We start from the raw sequence: 14,702 nt of genomic DNA, 5'->3' as shown, positions 1-14,702 counted from the left end.
GCCGCCGGTGCCATCGCCCTGGCCGCCCTGGCCGCCCTGCCGCTGCTGGCCGGCGGCAGACCGGTCGTCGCCTCCGTCCCGGACCGGACCATCCTGGTGCAGTGGGACGCCGCCCCCGGCACTGCCGGTTCGGAAATGCACCGGATCATGGCCAAAGCCAGCGCCGAACTGAAGACGGTGGAAGGCGTCCAGGCCGTCGGCGGCCACGTCGGCCGGGCAATCACCTCGGACACCGCCGCCGACGTCAACTCGGGCGAGCTCTGGGTCACCATGCGCGACGGGGCCGGCTTCGATGATGTCAGGACGGCCGTCCAGGAGATCGTGGACGGCTATCCGGGACTGACCAACAAGGTTGTCACCTACCCCGAACAGCAGATCGCGGCCGTGCGCGAGGCCGGCGAGCGCGGCTTTGCCGTACGGGTCTACGGCGTGGACCTGGAGATCATGCGTCAAAAGGCCGAAGAGATCAGGCAGGTCCTGGCCTCCACCGAGGGCGTGGCCAACGCCCGGGTCGACGTCACCGTGGACCAGCCGGTCGCCGAAATCGAAGTGGACCTGGCCGCCGCCGAGCGGCACGGGATCAAGCCCGGCGACGTCCGCCGCGCAGCCGCGACGGTCCTGCAGGGCATTGAAGTCGGCTACCTGTTCGAGCAGCAGAAGGTCTTCCAGGTGGTCGTCAAAGGCAGCGAGCAGACGCGCAGCAGCCTGACCAGCGTCAAGGAGCTGGTCATCAACACCCCCCGCGGCGGACACGTGCGGCTGGGGGAGGTGGCGGAGGTGAAGATCGCCCCCAACCAGACGGTCATCCGCCACGATGACACCTCCCGCCGGGTCGACGTCGTGGCAGATATCCAGGGCCGGAACCTGGCGGATGTCAAGGCCGACGTACAGGCCGCGATCAGCCGGATGGACTTCCCGGTCGAATACCACGCGGAGATCCCGCCCCAGTACGAGGAACGGCAGGCCTCCGGCCAGCTGGTCTGGTGGCTGGCCGCGGCTGCGGCCCTGGGCCTCCTGGTCCTGCTGCAGACGGTGCTGGGCAGCTGGCGGCTCGCTGCGCTGACGTTCGTCCTGCTGCCGGTGGCGCTCCTGGGCGGGGTCGCGGCCGCCATCCTGGCCGGCGGCATCGGCTCGCTCTATTCCCTGGCCGGTTTCGCCGCCGTCCTGGCCATCGCGGTCCGGGACGCGGTCCTGTTGTTCGGCCGCTTCCAGAGGCTGCAGGCGGCCTCGCCGCAGGCATCCCGGGATGCACTGATGCGGCAGGCCGCCGGCGACCGGTTCGTGCCGACCCTGCTGGCCGCACTCGCAACGGCGCTCGTGCTGCTGCCGCTGGTGCTCTTCGGCGGCCTGGTGGGAACCGGCACCGTCCTGCCGCTTGCGGTCATCGTATGGGGCGGACTGGTGACAACAACGCTGCTCACGCTGGTTGTCCTGCCGGTTCTCTTCCTCCGCTTCGGGCCCAAGGAGCGTGCCGGCGGGGAAGGGTCGTTGCTGAATCCGGATGAACCTGTAGCGCAGGAGAGGCAGGCAGTGTCATGAGAACCACTGGTAGGGGGCAACGCCTGCGGCTGGTGGCGGCGGCATGGGCGGCAGGGCTCATGGTGGCGGTGGCCGGTTGCAGCGAACCGCCGGCCGAGGCGACTTCCGTGGCCGAATCGGCCACGAAGGAGGAAATCGCCGGCACCGGCCTGCACAAGATGACCCTCACCGCGAAGGCCATGGAACGCCTTGACCTGGCCACGGCCAAAGTGGCCGGCGGCAGGGGCGGCCTGCAGGTGCCCTACGGTGCCCTGATCTACGATGCCGAGGGCCGGACCTGGGTATACACCAATCCCGAGCCCCGGGTCTTCGTCCGGGCGGAGGTCATCGTGGACCGGATCGAGGGCGACGTGGTCAGGCTCCGCAAGGGACCGGCCGCCGGCACCGCCATAGTCACCGTCGGTGCCGCCGAACTGTTCGGCGCCGAATTCGACGCAGCCCACTGACATGCGCCGGATTGTCGGGTTCAGCCTCAGGTTCCGGTCGGTGGTGGTCGCCATCGCCGTCGGAATCATGCTGCTTGGGGGAGTGCAGCTGAGCACGGCCTCCGTTGACGTCTTCCCCGAGTTCGCCCCGCCGAAGGTGGAGATCCAGACCATCTGCATCGGACTGACGGCGGAGGAAGTCGAGCAACTCGTCACGGTGCCGCTGGAGGATGCCCTGCACGGCGTGGACGACCTGGAGCACCTGCGCTCGAAGTCGGTGGAACAGCTGTCCTCCATCGTCCTGATCTTTGAGCCCGGCACCGATCTGCTCAAGGCCCGGCAGCTGGTATCGGAGCGGATAGCCACGGTGACCCCCACCCTGCCCACCTGGGCCGCGCCGCCGGTCATGCTCCAGCCGCTCTCCTCGACCAGCCGGGTCATGAAGATCGGCCTGTCCTCCGAGGAACGTTCGCTGATCGAGATGTCCATGATCAGCTACTGGAAGATCAGGGCACATTTGCTGCGCGTTCCCGGGGTGGCCAACGTGGCCATCTGGGGCGAACGGCTGCAAATGCTCCAGGTTCAGGCCGAACCGGAGAAGATGAAGGCACAAAACGTCTCCCTGAACCAGGTCATGGAGGTGACGGCGAACGCTCTGGACGCGGGCCTGCTGCAGTACTCGGCCGGCGCGCTGATCGGCACCGGCGGCCATATCGACACGCCCAACCAGCGGGTGGGCATCCAGCACGTGCTGCCGATCACCACGCCCGAGGACCTGGCCAACGTCACCATCGAAGAACGTGGCGGCAAACCGCTCAAGCTCGGCGACGTGGCGAGGGTGGTCGAAGACCACCAGCCCCTTATCGGCGACGCGGTCATCAACAAGGGCGAAGGGCTGATGCTCATTGTCGAGAAACTGCCCTGGGGCAACACCCTGGAAGTCACCGAGGGAGTGGAAGCGGCACTCGAGCAGCTGAAGCCCGGGCTCAGCGGGATCGAGATCGACACCGAGATTTTCCGGCCGGCGAGCTTCATCGAGGAGTCGCTGGACAACCTGTCCCTGGCACTGCTGCTCGGCGTCGTCCTCGTCGTGATGGTCCTGGGAGCCTTCCTGTTCCAGTGGCGCACGGCGCTGATCAGCATCATCGCCATTCCGCTGTCCCTGGTGACCGCGGCGCTCGTGCTGTATGCCAGCGGCAGTTCCGTCAACACCATGGTGCTGGCCGGGCTGGTCATCGCCGTGGGCGTGGTGGTGGACGATGCGATCATCGACATCGAAAACATCATCCGCCGGCTGCGCCAGCACCGGGCCGAGGGCGGCACCAGGTCCACGGCGTCGGTGGTGCTGGAGGCCTCCCTCGAGGTGCGGGGTCCGATTGTCTACGCCACGCTGATCATCATCGTCGCCGCGGTGCCGATCTTCTTCCTCAGCGGCTTGACCGGGGCCTTCTTCCGGCCGCTGGCGATCTCCTACACCCTCGCGGTGCTGGCCTCCATGCTGGTCGCGTTGACGGTGACCCCGGCGCTGGCCCTGATCTTCATGCGCAAGGTGCCGCTGAAGGCGCAGGAACCCCCGCTCGTGCGGGTGCTCAAGCGGTGGTACCACGCGGTCCTGCAGCGCGTGATCCGCAGACCGGCCGCCGGCTATGCCGTCTTCGGCGTGATGGCGGCAGCCGGCGCCGTGATGGCGCCGATGCTGGGCCAGTCGCTGCTGCCGGATTTCAAGGAACGGGACTTCCTGATGCACTGGGTGACCCAGCCGGGCACCTCGGTGCAGGAGGAGTACCGGATCAGCCAGGCCGCCTGCCAGGAGCTGCTCACCATCGAAGGCGTCAACAACTGCGGCTCGCACATCGGGCAGGCGTTCGCCGCCGACGAGGTGGTGGGCGTGCACTTCGGCGAAAACTGGATCAGCATCGATCCCGGCGTGGACTATGACAAGACCCGTGCCGCGGTCTCGGAAGTGGTCGAGGGCTATCCCGGCATCCACCGCGACGTGCAGACCTACCTGAAGGAGCGGATCCGGGAGGTGCTGACCGGTTCCAGCAATGCCGTCGTCGTCCGGCTTTACGGCGACGACCTGCAGTTGCTCAGGTCCAAGGGCGACGAAATCCTGAAGATCTTCGAGGACACCCCCGGGGCCATCGACGAGCACGTTGCCCTGCAGGTGGACGTGCCGCAGCTCAGCGTCAAGGTGGACTTGGAGAAGGCCCAGCGGTACGGACTCAAACCCGGCGATGTGCGCCGCGCGGCAGCAACCCTGGTGGCCGGCGAAGAAGTCGGCGACGTCTACCGCGACGGCAAGGCGTACGACGTGCAGGTCTGGAGCCCGGTATCGATCCGCTCCGACGTGACGAGCATCCGCAGCCTGCCCATCGATACGCCGCACGGAAAGCGCATCACCTTGGCTGACGTTGCGGACATCGAACTCAAGCCCACCCCGAACGTCATTGAACGCGACGGCGGTTCCCGCCGGATCGACATCGAGGCCAATGTCGAAGACGGTGCCCTGGCCTCCGTGGTGGCGGCCATGCAGGCCGGGCTCCAAGAGGTCGACATGCCCGCCGGCTTCCATGCCGAGATCCTCGGCGAATTCCAGGAGCGCCAGGAAGCCACCCGGCTGCTGCTGACGCTGTCCGTGCTGGCCCTGGCGGCGATCTACCTGCTCCTGCAGGCATCCTTCGGCAGCTGGCGGCTGGCCACGCTGATCATGCTGACCCTGCCCATCGCGCTGGTCGGGGGAGTCTTCGCGGCCTTCATCGGCGGCGGCGTGCTGTCCCTCGGTTCGGTCGTCGGGTTCCTGACGGTCATGGGCATCGCCGCACGCAACAGCATCCTGCTGGTCAACCACTGCCAGCACCTGGAGAAGTATGAAGGCGCGGCCTTCGGGCCGGCGCTGGTGCTGCGGGGTGCCGGTGAAAGGCTGTCCCCGATCCTGATGACCACCCTGGCCACCGGACTCGCGTTGGTGCCGCTGGTGGTGATGGGCAACATTCCCGGCCACGAGATCGAGCACCCGATGGCACTGGTCATCCTGGGCGGGCTGGTGACCTCGACACTGCTGAACCTGTTCGTGGTGCCTTCGCTGTACCTGCGCTTTGCCAAGCCGCAGTCCCGGCGGCGGGAGGAACCGGAGCCCACTCCCGCCGCCGCAGTCTAAGCGGCCGAGGGTCCCGCCGCAGTCCAGGCGGCGGGAGGCCGGTGGACGCCAGGACCCCTGCCACTTCATTCCCGCTGCCGCCGGTAGACTGGTTATCTACAACCATTCACCATTTGCAGGAGACGCATGTCTGAGATCAATCGTGAGGCCGTGGCGCACCTGGCGCAGCTGGCCCACATTGAGATGACCGCAGAAGAACTGGACAAGATGGCCGGCGAGCTGGACGTGATCGTCGACTCGATCAAGTCCGTCAGCGAAGTGGCCGGCGGCGACGTGCCCGCCACGTCCCACCCGATCCCGCTGACCAATGTGTTCCGCGAGGACGTTCCCGGTCCGACCCTGACCAACGAGCAGGCGCTCTCCGGCGCCCCGGAGGCCGAGGACGGTCTCTTCAAGGTCCCTGCGATCCTGGACGAGGAGTAAGGCAGCCGTGAACGAACTGATTAGGCACAGCGCTGCCGAACTGGCCGGCCTGCTGGCCGCCAGGGAAGTCTCCGCCGTCGAGGTCACCCAGGCGCACCTGGACCGCATCGCCGAAATCGACGGCGAGATCAACGCCTTCCTGCACGTCAACACCGAGGAAGCGCTCGCCGTCGCCGCCGAGGTGGACACGGCCCGTGCCGGCGGCGGGGTGGAGGCCGAAGCGCTGCACGCCCTGGCCGGCGTGCCGATCGCGATCAAGGACCTGATCGTCACCATCGGCCAGCCCACCACCGCAGGGTCGAAGATCCTGCAGGGCTGGATGAGTCCCTACGATGCCACGGTGATCCGGAAGATTCGCGCGGCGAAGATGCCGATGCTGGGCAAGACCAACCTCGACGAATTCGCCATGGGCTCCTCCACCGAGCATTCGGCGTACGGACCCACACGCAACCCGTGGGACCTGGACCGCATCCCCGGCGGTTCCGGCGGCGGGTCCGCCGCAGCCGTGTCCGCCTATGAGGCCCCGCTGGCCCTGGGCACCGACACCGGCGGTTCCATCCGCCAGCCCGCCGCCGTTACCGGCTCCGTGGGGGTGAAGCCGACCTACGGCGGGGTCTCCCGCTATGGCGCCATCGCGATGGCCTCCTCGTTGGACCAGATCGGCCCGGTCTCGCGTACGGTGCTGGACTCGGCCCTGCTGCATGAGGTGATCGGCGGCCACGACCCGGCGGATTCGACGTCCCTGCCGGACCCCGTCGGCGCGCTCGCCGAGGCGGCCCGCAACGGGAATGTCGCCGGCATGCGGATCGGCGTGGTCCGGGAATTGCAGGGTGAAGGCTACGACGCCGGGGTGCAGCAGCGCTTCGACGAGTCCCTGGAGCTGCTGCGCGGCGCCGGGGCCGAGCTTGTCGAGGTCTCGTGCGCGAACTTCAAGTACGCCCTCGGCGCGTACTACCTGATCATGCCCTCGGAGGCCTCCTCCAACCTGGCCCGGTTCGACGGCGTGCGCTACGGCCTGCGGGTGCTGCCCGAGGACGGTCCGCTGACGATCGAGCGCGTGATGGGCGCCAGCCGCGCCGCCGGCTTCGGTGACGAGGTCAAGCGCCGGATCATCCTGGGCACCTACGCCCTGTCCGCCGGCTACTACGATGCCTACTACGGCTCGGCCCAGAAGGTGCGCACCCTGGTCCAGCGCGACTTCGACGCGGCATTCGCGCAGGTGGACGTGCTGGTTTCCCCGACCGCGCCCACCACCGCGTTCCGGCTGGGGGAGAAGCTGGACGATCCGCTGGCGATGTACCTGAACGACGTTGCCACGATTCCGGCCAACCTGGCCGGCGTGCCGGGTATCTCGGTGCCCGGGGGCCTGGCGGACGGGCTGCCGGTGGGCATCCAGTTCCTGGCTCCGGCCCGCGAGGATGTGCGGCTGTACCGGGCCGGCGCAGCGCTGGAGAAGCTGCTTGAGGAAAAATGGGGCGGACCGCTGCTCGCCCAGGCCCCGGTACTCGGAGGTGTGAAGTAAATGACTGCTGTAACGGATGAGGTCCTGTCCTTCGACGAGGCCATGGAGAAGTACGATCCGGTGCTCGGCTTCGAGGTCCACGTGGAGCTGAGCACGCAGACCAAGATGTTCTCCGCGGCCCCGAACGCCTTCGGCGACCAGCCGAACACCAACGTCAGCCCGGTGGACCTGGGCCTGCCCGGGGTGCTGCCGGTGGTGAACAAGGCAGCGGTGGAGTACTCCATCAAGATCGGACTGGCCCTGGGCTGCAAGATCGCGCCCTCGTGCACCTTTGCCCGGAAGAACTACTTCTACCCGGACACCCCGAAGAACTTCCAGACCTCCCAGTATGAGGATCCGATCGCCTACGACGGCGCCGTCGATATTGAGCTGGAGGACGGGACCGTCTTCACGGTGGAGATCGAGCGTGCGCACATGGAGGAGGACGCCGGGAAACTGACCCACATGGGCGGGGCCACCGGGCGTATCCACGGGGCGGAGTTCTCGCTGGTGGATTACAACCGCGCCGGCGTGCCGCTGGTGGAAATCGTGACCAGGCCGATTGTCGGTGCCGGCGCCCGGGCTCCCGAGCTGGCCAGGGCCTACGTGGCCACCATCCGCGAGATCGTGAAGAACCTGGGGGTTTCGGACGCCCGGATGGAACGCGGCCATGTGCGCTGCGATGCCAACGTGTCCTTGATGCCCAAGGGCTCCACGAAGTTCGGCACGCGTTCGGAGACCAAGAATGTCAACTCGCTGCGCGCCGTCGAACGCGCGGTGCGGTTCGAGATCCAGCGCCATGCGGCGGTGCTCGACTCCGGCCAGGCAGTGGTCCAGGAGACCCGCCACTGGCACGAGGACACCCGCTCCACCACCGCGGGCCGGCCCAAGTCCGACGCCGACGACTACCGTTACTTCCCGGAACCGGACCTGGTGCCCGTGGTTACCACGCCGGAATGGATCGAGGAGCTGCGCGCGCAGCTGCCCGAACCCCCGGCCGAGCGCCGCAGGCGCCTGAAGGATGCCTGGGGCTACTCGGATGCCGAGTTCCGTGACGTAGCCAATGCAGGGGTGATGGACGCCATCGAGGAAACCATCGCCGCCGGCGCCACCCCCGCTGTCGCCCGCAAGTGGTGGATGGGTGAGGTTTCCCGCCGTGCCAAGGAAGCCGAGGTGGATCCGGCGGAGCTGGGCGTCACCCCGGAAACCATCGTGGAGCTGAACTCGCTGATCGAAGCCGGCAAGATCAACGACAAGCTGGCCCGCAAGGTGCTCGAATACGTGCTGGCCGGCGAGGGCACGCCGTCGCAGGTAGTGGACAAGCACGGCATGGCCGTGGTGTCCGACGACGGCGCGCTGCTGGAAGCGATCGACGCGGCCCTGGCGGCCCAGCCGGACGTGGCGGAGAAGATCCGCGGCGGCAAGGTACAGGCGGCCGGTGCGATCGTCGGCGGCGTCATGAAGGCGACCCGTGGACAGGCCGACGCCGGCCGCGTCCGCGAGCTGATCTTCGAACGCCTCGGCGTCGAGGGCTAGCCCCGGCCGCTCCGGCGACTATCCGCGTGAGGCCCTTCCCCGGTACCGGGGAAGGGCCTTACGCGCGTCCGCTTACACGGCGTTCGTCGAATCCGTAATGAGGCTCTTCAGCTGCGCCGAGGGCAGGATGCCCAGCTCTTCGTCCAGCCGCGAATGGAGGTTTCCGTAAACACGGTGCGCCGATGCCCGGTTCCCGGCGGCCAGGTGGCCCTGGATCAGGCGCTCGTGGGCACTTTCCCGCAGCGGATCGACGGCGATCGCCGCCAGGGAGGCATCTATGGCGGTGCGGACGTCGCCTGATTTCAGGCAGCGGTCCGCCATCGTTTCGAGGGCACCGACGCGGAACTCGCGGATGCGTTCCTGGCCGTGGATGATCCACTCGTCATACCATCCCGGCAGCAGTTCCGCCTTTTCCAGGGACGCAATCATGTCCTTGGAGTACGGCGGATCGGGAAATCCGGGTCCGTCGTCGAAGGTGCCGAACATGATGTCCACATCGACTTCTACGGCGGGATTGAGCATCAGGGGATCCTTGCGGGACCCAAGCAGCTCCGGAAAATCGTGGGAGATTTTCCAGACACAGTTCCTCAGGTTTGCCGCGGCCTGGTCGTCGCTGCGTTCAGGCCATAACAGGCCGGACAGATATGCCCGGGATCGGGTTTCCAGCAGCGCCAGGGCCGTGAGGAGGCGCTGTTCCCGACGGGGCACGCGCACGTAGTTCCCGTTTAACGTCAGTTCCCAAGTTCCCAGTAGCTGCAGGCCCCATCCAGCGGCCTGGGGCCGGGCGGAAACATCCTGCCGTTCCAATGACTTTGACTGTTCCATCGTTCTTCCCCCAAATAATCCTGGGCAGGCACCAACCCCGTTGCTGCTGCCCCTGCCGTCGCCGGCATTGCCATGTGGAAGATGCGGCGCTAACGCCAGCGGAGAGTCCCCCCAAATGCGGCTTCCCCTCCCCGTGTCGGAACCTGTCCCCGGACAACGACCCTGATGGGACGTCGTGGCCCGACGAGAATGAACCCTAGCGTAATCCTCATGGAGTGCCCACCCCTCAACACGCCCGCCGGACGGAATGGTCTGGAACAAGGCGGGATACGGACCTAACGGGCATTTAACGCCGCGGCGACGGCGGCCCAACGCAGCCTTAACGGGTGGTGGTGTTCACTCGTGGTGTCAAAGCAAGTTGGGGGAGGGGGTGACAGAAATGACTGAACTGACCATGAGCGAGCTGGAGGCGCAGTCGGTGCAGATGCTGCCGGCACGCGAGACGCTTTTCAGCTTGAACTTCGCCGACGTCTGGGCTTCGAACTCGTCGGTGGCGGCGAACGTCCTGACCATTAACTCGCTGGCTGCCAGCGCCGCGGTGCAGAACATCGCTGTCCTGCAGCACTGACGGCTGCCGGAATGCCCGGTGCCCCCAGGGGCGCCGGGCATTTCCGTGCGGGCTTTCCGGCGCCCACCTCCTCGTCGCCCGAGGCGCCCTAAGCCCGGCGTGCGAAAGCCGACTTCGACGCCGGGCTGATCTGCCTGGCCGCGGCCCGGCACCCGCCTGGCCTTGACCCGGACCGCCAATGGATCAGGCCTGCCATGTTCGCCTGCCTTCCCGGCAGTCAGGCCACGCGCCATGGCCGCTGCCGGCCGGGAACTCGGCCTCCGGCTTCTCCGGCCCGGCCGCAAAAGGGATCCAATCATCTAACGGACATTTAACGCCGCGGCGACGGCGGCCCAACGCAGCCTTAACGGGTGGTGGTGTTCACTCGTGGTGTCAAAGCAAGTTGGGGGAGGAGGTGACAGAAATGACTGAACTGACCATGAGCGAGCTGGAGGCGCAGTCGGTGCAGATGCTGCCGGCCCGTGAGACGCTTTTCAGCTTTAACTTCGCCGATATCTGGGCTTCGAACTCGTCGGTGGCGGCGAACATCCTGGCCATCAATTCGGAGGCGGTCTCTGCTGCGGTTCAGACGATCATCGTCGCTCAGGACTGACGTCTGCCGTAATGCCCGGTGCCCCCAGGGGCACCGGGCATTTCCGTGTGTGGCCCGCCCTGCCCGGGCGGAGTCCCCAAACACTGGCACTGCCTGGTGTGTGGTACCTGACGGCCATGGCATCCGGGAGAGCGGATTTCAGGGCTGCGAAGGCGGAGGCCGCCCGGGCGAGGATATCTGCCTGCAGCAGCCGTGCCGCGACCATGTCCGCTGATCACCCGCAATTCCCGTTCGCACCGATGGACCCATGCCTGCATTCCCGTGCACGGCCCGGTCATCGTCGGCGGGATACGGACCTAACGGGCATTTAACGCCGCGGCGACGGCGGCCCAACGCAGCCTTAACGGGTGGTGGTGTTCACTCGTGGTGTCAAAGCAAGTTGGGGGAGGGGGTGACAGAAATGACTGAACTGACCATGAGCGAGCTGGAGGCGCAGTCGGTGCAGATGCTGCCGGCACGCGAGACGCTTTTCAGCTTGAACTTCGCCGACGTCTGGGCTTCGAACTCGTCGGTGGCGGCGAACGTCCTGACCATTAACTCGCTGGCTGCCAGCGCGGCGGTGCAGAACATCGCTGTCCTGCAGCACTGACGGCTGCCGGAATGCCCGGTGCCCCCAGGGGCGCCGGGCATTTCCGTGTGTGGCCGGCCCTGCGTGCAGGCCGCAGGATCGGGCTTCCCTGCCCCGGCAAACATGACCGGCGGCCGGCCGGACGTCATCCGGAACCGGCCGCCGGTCGGTTGGCCGGGGGCTAGGAGCCGACCTCCACATCGAGGAACCGCTCGACGGCTCCGCCGCCCAGGTCTTTGGCGATGATCCGCTCCAGCCGCGCGGCCGCATCCTCGGTCGCGGCCTTGGCCCTGGCCCGTGCCTGCCGGGCATCGGATTTCTCCGCGGCGGATTCCAGCCGGTCTGCCAGCTCCGCTTTGATCTGCGCCACGAGGTCCCGGGCAGCCGAGGACAGTTCACGCCGGGGCCCGCCGGCGAAGACGAACTGCAGGGCCGCCGCGGATGTGGAACAGGAGGCGCAGGAGGCGTTGACGGCGATGGCGCGATTGTTGACCGTGACGGATTCGCGGCGGGGTGCAACCACTACCTGCACCGAGACCGCAGACGCCGAACAGTCTGCACAGGAGGTGGCCCACGCGGAGGCAATGTTGTCCGCCGTCGCGCTGCCCTTGCGTGCATCGTAGTAGACAACCTGCACGGTTGTGGCTTCGCCGGCGCAGCCATCACAGTCGGCCGAGGACGTCGCCGTGGCATCCGCCTTCGCGGAACTGCTTGGCGTGCGCAGGAAGGTCTGGGCGGTGTCCCGGACCCGGGGACTGGCCGGGGTTGGCTGGGCCGAGCTGGTTGAATCGAGGCTGCGGCTCCAGGATGGCTTTTCCGGGCTGCCGGACGCCTTGGCAAAGTGGCCGGTGCCGCCAAAAAATGACCCGGCGGTGAGGGCGAGGATGATGCCCGTGGCTGCGGGAAATCTTCTCATGCGAGTGAACCTTTCCGTTGTGCGGATGAACCGCCTGAAAGTTTTTGAAACACCCCCTTGACCTTGAGGACTGTAATGGCGAAAAGACCATGTGGCTAGGGGCCCGCCTCCGGCCGGATCGAAAGGGTGCCGATGACGCCGGCCTAACAGGCAATTAACGCTGCCGCGACGGGGGCCCAACGGAGCGCAAACGGGGGCTGGTGTTCACTCGTGGTGTCAAAGCGAGTTGGGGGGAGGGGGTGAAACAAATGATCGAGGTGACCATGAGCGAGCTGGAGGCGCAGCGGGTGGAGATGCTGCCTGCACGTGAGACGCTTTTCAGCTTCAATTTTGCCAATGTCTGGGCTTCGAATTCTTCGGTGGCACTGAACCTGCTCACCGCTAATTCGGCGGCGACCAGCGCTGCGGTGCAGAACATCGCTGTCCTTCAGCACTGATACTTAGCGATCAACCCGGTGCCTGCCGAGGGCACCGGGCCCTGAAGAAAGGCGGAGGACAATGCCTGGAGAAATCATCAGGTTTGACGAACTGGCGGGCCAGCGGGCCGACCTTCTCCCGAACCGCGAGACGCTCTTCGTCAATGTCAATGTTGCGCCGGTTATCGGCGTCAACATGGCGTTCGCCATCAATGCCGCCACGGTTGGCTCTGTAGCACAGGCCAATGCATGGCAGCAATTGGTGTCGGTTAGCCACTAACCGACGAGGCTGCGCCTCCTCAAGGCCGGTGGGCATGTGGCAGCAACTGCGGCATGCCCACCGTTCCATTGCCCCAGGCCCCGCTGCCACTCTTTCCATCCACGTCAACTTCTTCGGGTGAGGACCATGACAACTGATTCCACCACTGCACCGGCGCCATTGTGGGCACGGGCCGAAGGCGTGCAGCTGCTCGGCGCCGTATCCGGTTCGGGGCTGGTCGAGGCAACTTATTTAGTGAAGCGCGGAGACGGCCAGCTGCTTCAGGTGTCCGAGCTGTTGAACCTGGTGGTCAGGGAGTTGGAGCCGGGCCGCGAGCCCGGGACCGTGGCCGAAGCGGTCAGTGAGTCCTTTGGCCGCAGGCTGACCCCGGAAGGGCTGGATCAGCTGATCAACGGAACGCTGCGGCCGCTGGGCCTGGTGGTGGACGCCAACGAGGAGGCGGGACAAGCCGCCGCACCTCCGCGCGCGAATCCGCTGCTGTCCCTGCGGTTCCGCGGGACTTTGTTATCCGAGCGCGTGGTGAACGCCGTAGCCGGTGCCCTGCGGCCGATATTCTTCCCGCCCCTCGTGGCCCTGGCGCTGGTTGCCCTGGTCGTGATGGATGCGGCACTGATTGTCCAGGGCAGCCTCGTCGCGGCAGCGGAAGAGGTGTTCGACCAACCCGTGCTGCTGCTGGGCCTGATGCTGCTGCTCATTATGGGAGCCCTGATCCATGAGCTCGGCCATGCCACAGCCTGCCGGTACGGTGGCGGACGGCCCGGCGTGATCGGCTTCGGCGTCTACATCGTCTTTCCCGCCTTCTTTACCAACGTGACGGACTCCTACCGGCTCGACCGGGCCGGCCGGCTGCGCACGGACTTGGGCGGCCTGTATTTCAATGTCTGGTGCCTGCTGGCGGCCGGAACCGGATACCTGCTGACGGGCAACGGTGTGCTGCTGCTGCTGGTGGTGATCATGCAGATCGAGATGGTTCAGCAGTTGCTGCCCACCGTGCGCTTCGATGGCTACTTTGTGCTGGCGGACCTGGCGGGCGTGCCGGATCTGTTCGCCCGGGTCAGGCCGGTCCTGGCGAGCCTGATTCCGGGACGCGGGGTGCATCCGCTCGTGGCGGAATTGAAGCCTGCGGCCCGGTGGATTGTGACGATCTGGGTTGTCACGGTCGTGCCGACGCTGGCGCTGGCCTTTGGCTGGCTCCTGATCAATCTGCCGGCGATCCTCCGTCGTTCGTTCGAAGCGATCGCCCACCATGCAGGACTGGCCGGGGCGGCCCTGCGGGACGTTGCCCCGCTGGAGTTCATCCTGGCCGTGCTCTCCGTGGTGATGCTGTGCATCCCCCTGCTCGGCCTGGGCGTGCTGTTGTGGAAACTGGCGGGCATGCTGGTGAATCGGGTGAGGAAACCCAAACCCGGGGGCCAGACGGCCAAACATCGGCTGGCAAAGACCAGGCACCGGCCGGCGGAGGCCAGGCACCGGCTGTCGAGGACGGCCCGACCGGGTGTCCGGGCGCGGGCATAGCAGCAGAAACGGTTTAATGGGCAGATGGCCAACCTGCCCGGTGCCGACATCGACATCACCGAGCCCTTGGTCCGGCTCCTGCTGGCGGAGCAGTTCCCGCAGCTGGCGGCCCTGCCGCTGGGGCCGGCCGCCGCCGGCTGGGACAACGTCATCTTCCGGCTCGGGGATTCGCTGGCGGTGCGCCTGCCGCGGCGCCAGGCCGCCGCACCACTGGTGCTGCACGAGCAGCAGTGGCTGCCCCGGCTCGCAGCCGGGCTGCCGGTCGCCACATCCGCGCCGATAAGATGTGGCGCGCCGTCGTCGTTCTTCCCGTGGCACTGGTCGGTGCTCCGCTGGTTCCAAGGTACGACGGCGGCCGGGCAGCCGGCCGCGCAGCGGCGGCAGTGGGCGGGCCGGCTGGCAGCCTTCGTGGACGGACTCCAGCAGCCCGCGCCGGCG

The 14,702-nt window shown here is 67.1% G+C and carries 15 protein-coding genes; 13 read left to right on the top strand and 2 right to left on the bottom strand.

Annotated elements, in window-relative coordinates:
- The 6 genes from ACFQ36_RS13965 to gatB form a co-directional block, all read left to right on the top strand.
- A partial coding sequence (locus tag ACFQ36_RS13965; protein ID WP_377014567.1) for an efflux RND transporter permease subunit occupies positions 1–1,539 on the top strand: 1,539 nt, incomplete at its 5' end.
- Positions 1,536–1,985 (top strand): hypothetical protein, encoded by a 450-nt coding sequence (locus ACFQ36_RS13960; RefSeq protein ID WP_377014565.1) that lies wholly within the window; start codon positions 1,536–1,538, stop codon positions 1,983–1,985. The genes ACFQ36_RS13965 and ACFQ36_RS13960, both read left to right, overlap by 4 nt.
- Position 1,986: 1 nt before the next feature.
- Entirely contained in the window at positions 1,987–5,124 is a 3,138-nt protein-coding gene (locus tag ACFQ36_RS13955) for an efflux RND transporter permease subunit (protein WP_377014563.1), read from the top strand.
- 126 nt (positions 5,125–5,250) lie between these two features.
- Positions 5,251–5,547, top strand: a complete 297-nt coding sequence (gatC, locus tag ACFQ36_RS13950) for an Asp-tRNA(Asn)/Glu-tRNA(Gln) amidotransferase subunit GatC (RefSeq protein ID WP_377014561.1) — start codon at positions 5,251–5,253, stop codon at positions 5,545–5,547.
- Positions 5,548–5,554: 7 nt separating this feature from the next.
- Positions 5,555–7,069: an Asp-tRNA(Asn)/Glu-tRNA(Gln) amidotransferase subunit GatA gene (gene gatA / locus ACFQ36_RS13945; protein ID WP_377014559.1), complete on the top strand. Its 1,515-nt coding sequence runs from the start codon at positions 5,555–5,557 to the stop codon at positions 7,067–7,069.
- Complete coding sequence (gene gatB, locus ACFQ36_RS13940; protein WP_377014557.1) at positions 7,070–8,584, top strand: Asp-tRNA(Asn)/Glu-tRNA(Gln) amidotransferase subunit GatB; 1,515 nt, start codon at positions 7,070–7,072, stop codon at positions 8,582–8,584. It abuts the gene before it with no gap.
- A gap of 72 nt (positions 8,585–8,656) precedes the next feature.
- Here the strand turns inward: gatB and ACFQ36_RS13935 are convergent, their stop codons facing one another.
- Positions 8,657–9,106 (bottom strand): BTAD domain-containing putative transcriptional regulator, encoded by a 450-nt coding sequence (locus ACFQ36_RS13935; protein ID WP_377014555.1) that lies wholly within the window; start codon positions 9,104–9,106, stop codon positions 8,657–8,659.
- Positions 9,107–9,788: 682 nt separating this feature from the next.
- Here ACFQ36_RS13935 and ACFQ36_RS13930 point away from each other — a divergent pair.
- The 3 genes from ACFQ36_RS13930 (at position 9,789) to ACFQ36_RS13920 (ending at position 11,158) form a co-directional block, all read left to right on the top strand.
- On the top strand, positions 9,789–9,977 hold the full coding sequence (locus tag ACFQ36_RS13930; protein ID WP_377014551.1) for a hypothetical protein: 189 nt from the start codon (positions 9,789–9,791) through the stop codon (positions 9,975–9,977).
- 403 nt (positions 9,978–10,380) lie between these two features.
- Positions 10,381–10,569 carry a hypothetical protein gene (locus ACFQ36_RS13925; protein WP_377014553.1) on the top strand — a complete coding sequence of 63 codons (189 nt, stop codon included), beginning with the start codon at positions 10,381–10,383 and terminating at the stop codon, positions 10,567–10,569.
- Positions 10,570–10,969: 400 nt separating this feature from the next.
- Positions 10,970–11,158: a hypothetical protein gene (locus ACFQ36_RS13920; protein ID WP_377014551.1), complete on the top strand. Its 189-nt coding sequence runs from the start codon at positions 10,970–10,972 to the stop codon at positions 11,156–11,158.
- 160 nt (positions 11,159–11,318) lie between these two features.
- On the opposite strand, the gene ACFQ36_RS13915 is transcribed toward ACFQ36_RS13920, so the two are convergent.
- The gene (locus tag ACFQ36_RS13915) at positions 11,319–12,053 is read right to left on the bottom strand and encodes a hypothetical protein (RefSeq protein ID WP_377014549.1); all 735 of its coding nucleotides are present in this window, start codon (positions 12,051–12,053) and stop codon (positions 11,319–11,321) included.
- Positions 12,054–12,301: 248 nt separating this feature from the next.
- Here ACFQ36_RS13915 and ACFQ36_RS13910 point away from each other — a divergent pair, with 248 nt between their 5' ends.
- The 4 genes from ACFQ36_RS13910 to ACFQ36_RS13895 form a co-directional block, all read left to right on the top strand.
- Positions 12,302–12,490, top strand: a complete 189-nt coding sequence (locus ACFQ36_RS13910; protein WP_377014547.1) for a hypothetical protein — start codon at positions 12,302–12,304, stop codon at positions 12,488–12,490.
- Positions 12,491–12,551: 61 nt separating this feature from the next.
- Entirely contained in the window at positions 12,552–12,749 is a 198-nt protein-coding gene (locus ACFQ36_RS13905; protein ID WP_377014545.1) for a hypothetical protein, read from the top strand.
- A gap of 126 nt (positions 12,750–12,875) precedes the next feature.
- Positions 12,876–14,264 (top strand): hypothetical protein, encoded by a 1,389-nt coding sequence (locus ACFQ36_RS13900; RefSeq protein WP_377014543.1) that lies wholly within the window; start codon positions 12,876–12,878, stop codon positions 14,262–14,264.
- 24 nt (positions 14,265–14,288) lie between these two features.
- Positions 14,289–14,702: phosphotransferase (locus tag ACFQ36_RS13895; RefSeq protein WP_377014541.1), on the top strand; the 414-nt coding region annotated here is incomplete at its 3' end.

Source organism: Arthrobacter sp. GCM10027362 (genome assembly GCF_042679445.1).
In the GTDB taxonomy this organism is placed as follows: Bacteria; Actinomycetota; Actinomycetes; order Actinomycetales; family Micrococcaceae; genus Crystallibacter.
This window is presented reverse-complemented; position numbering and strand designations above follow the sequence as displayed.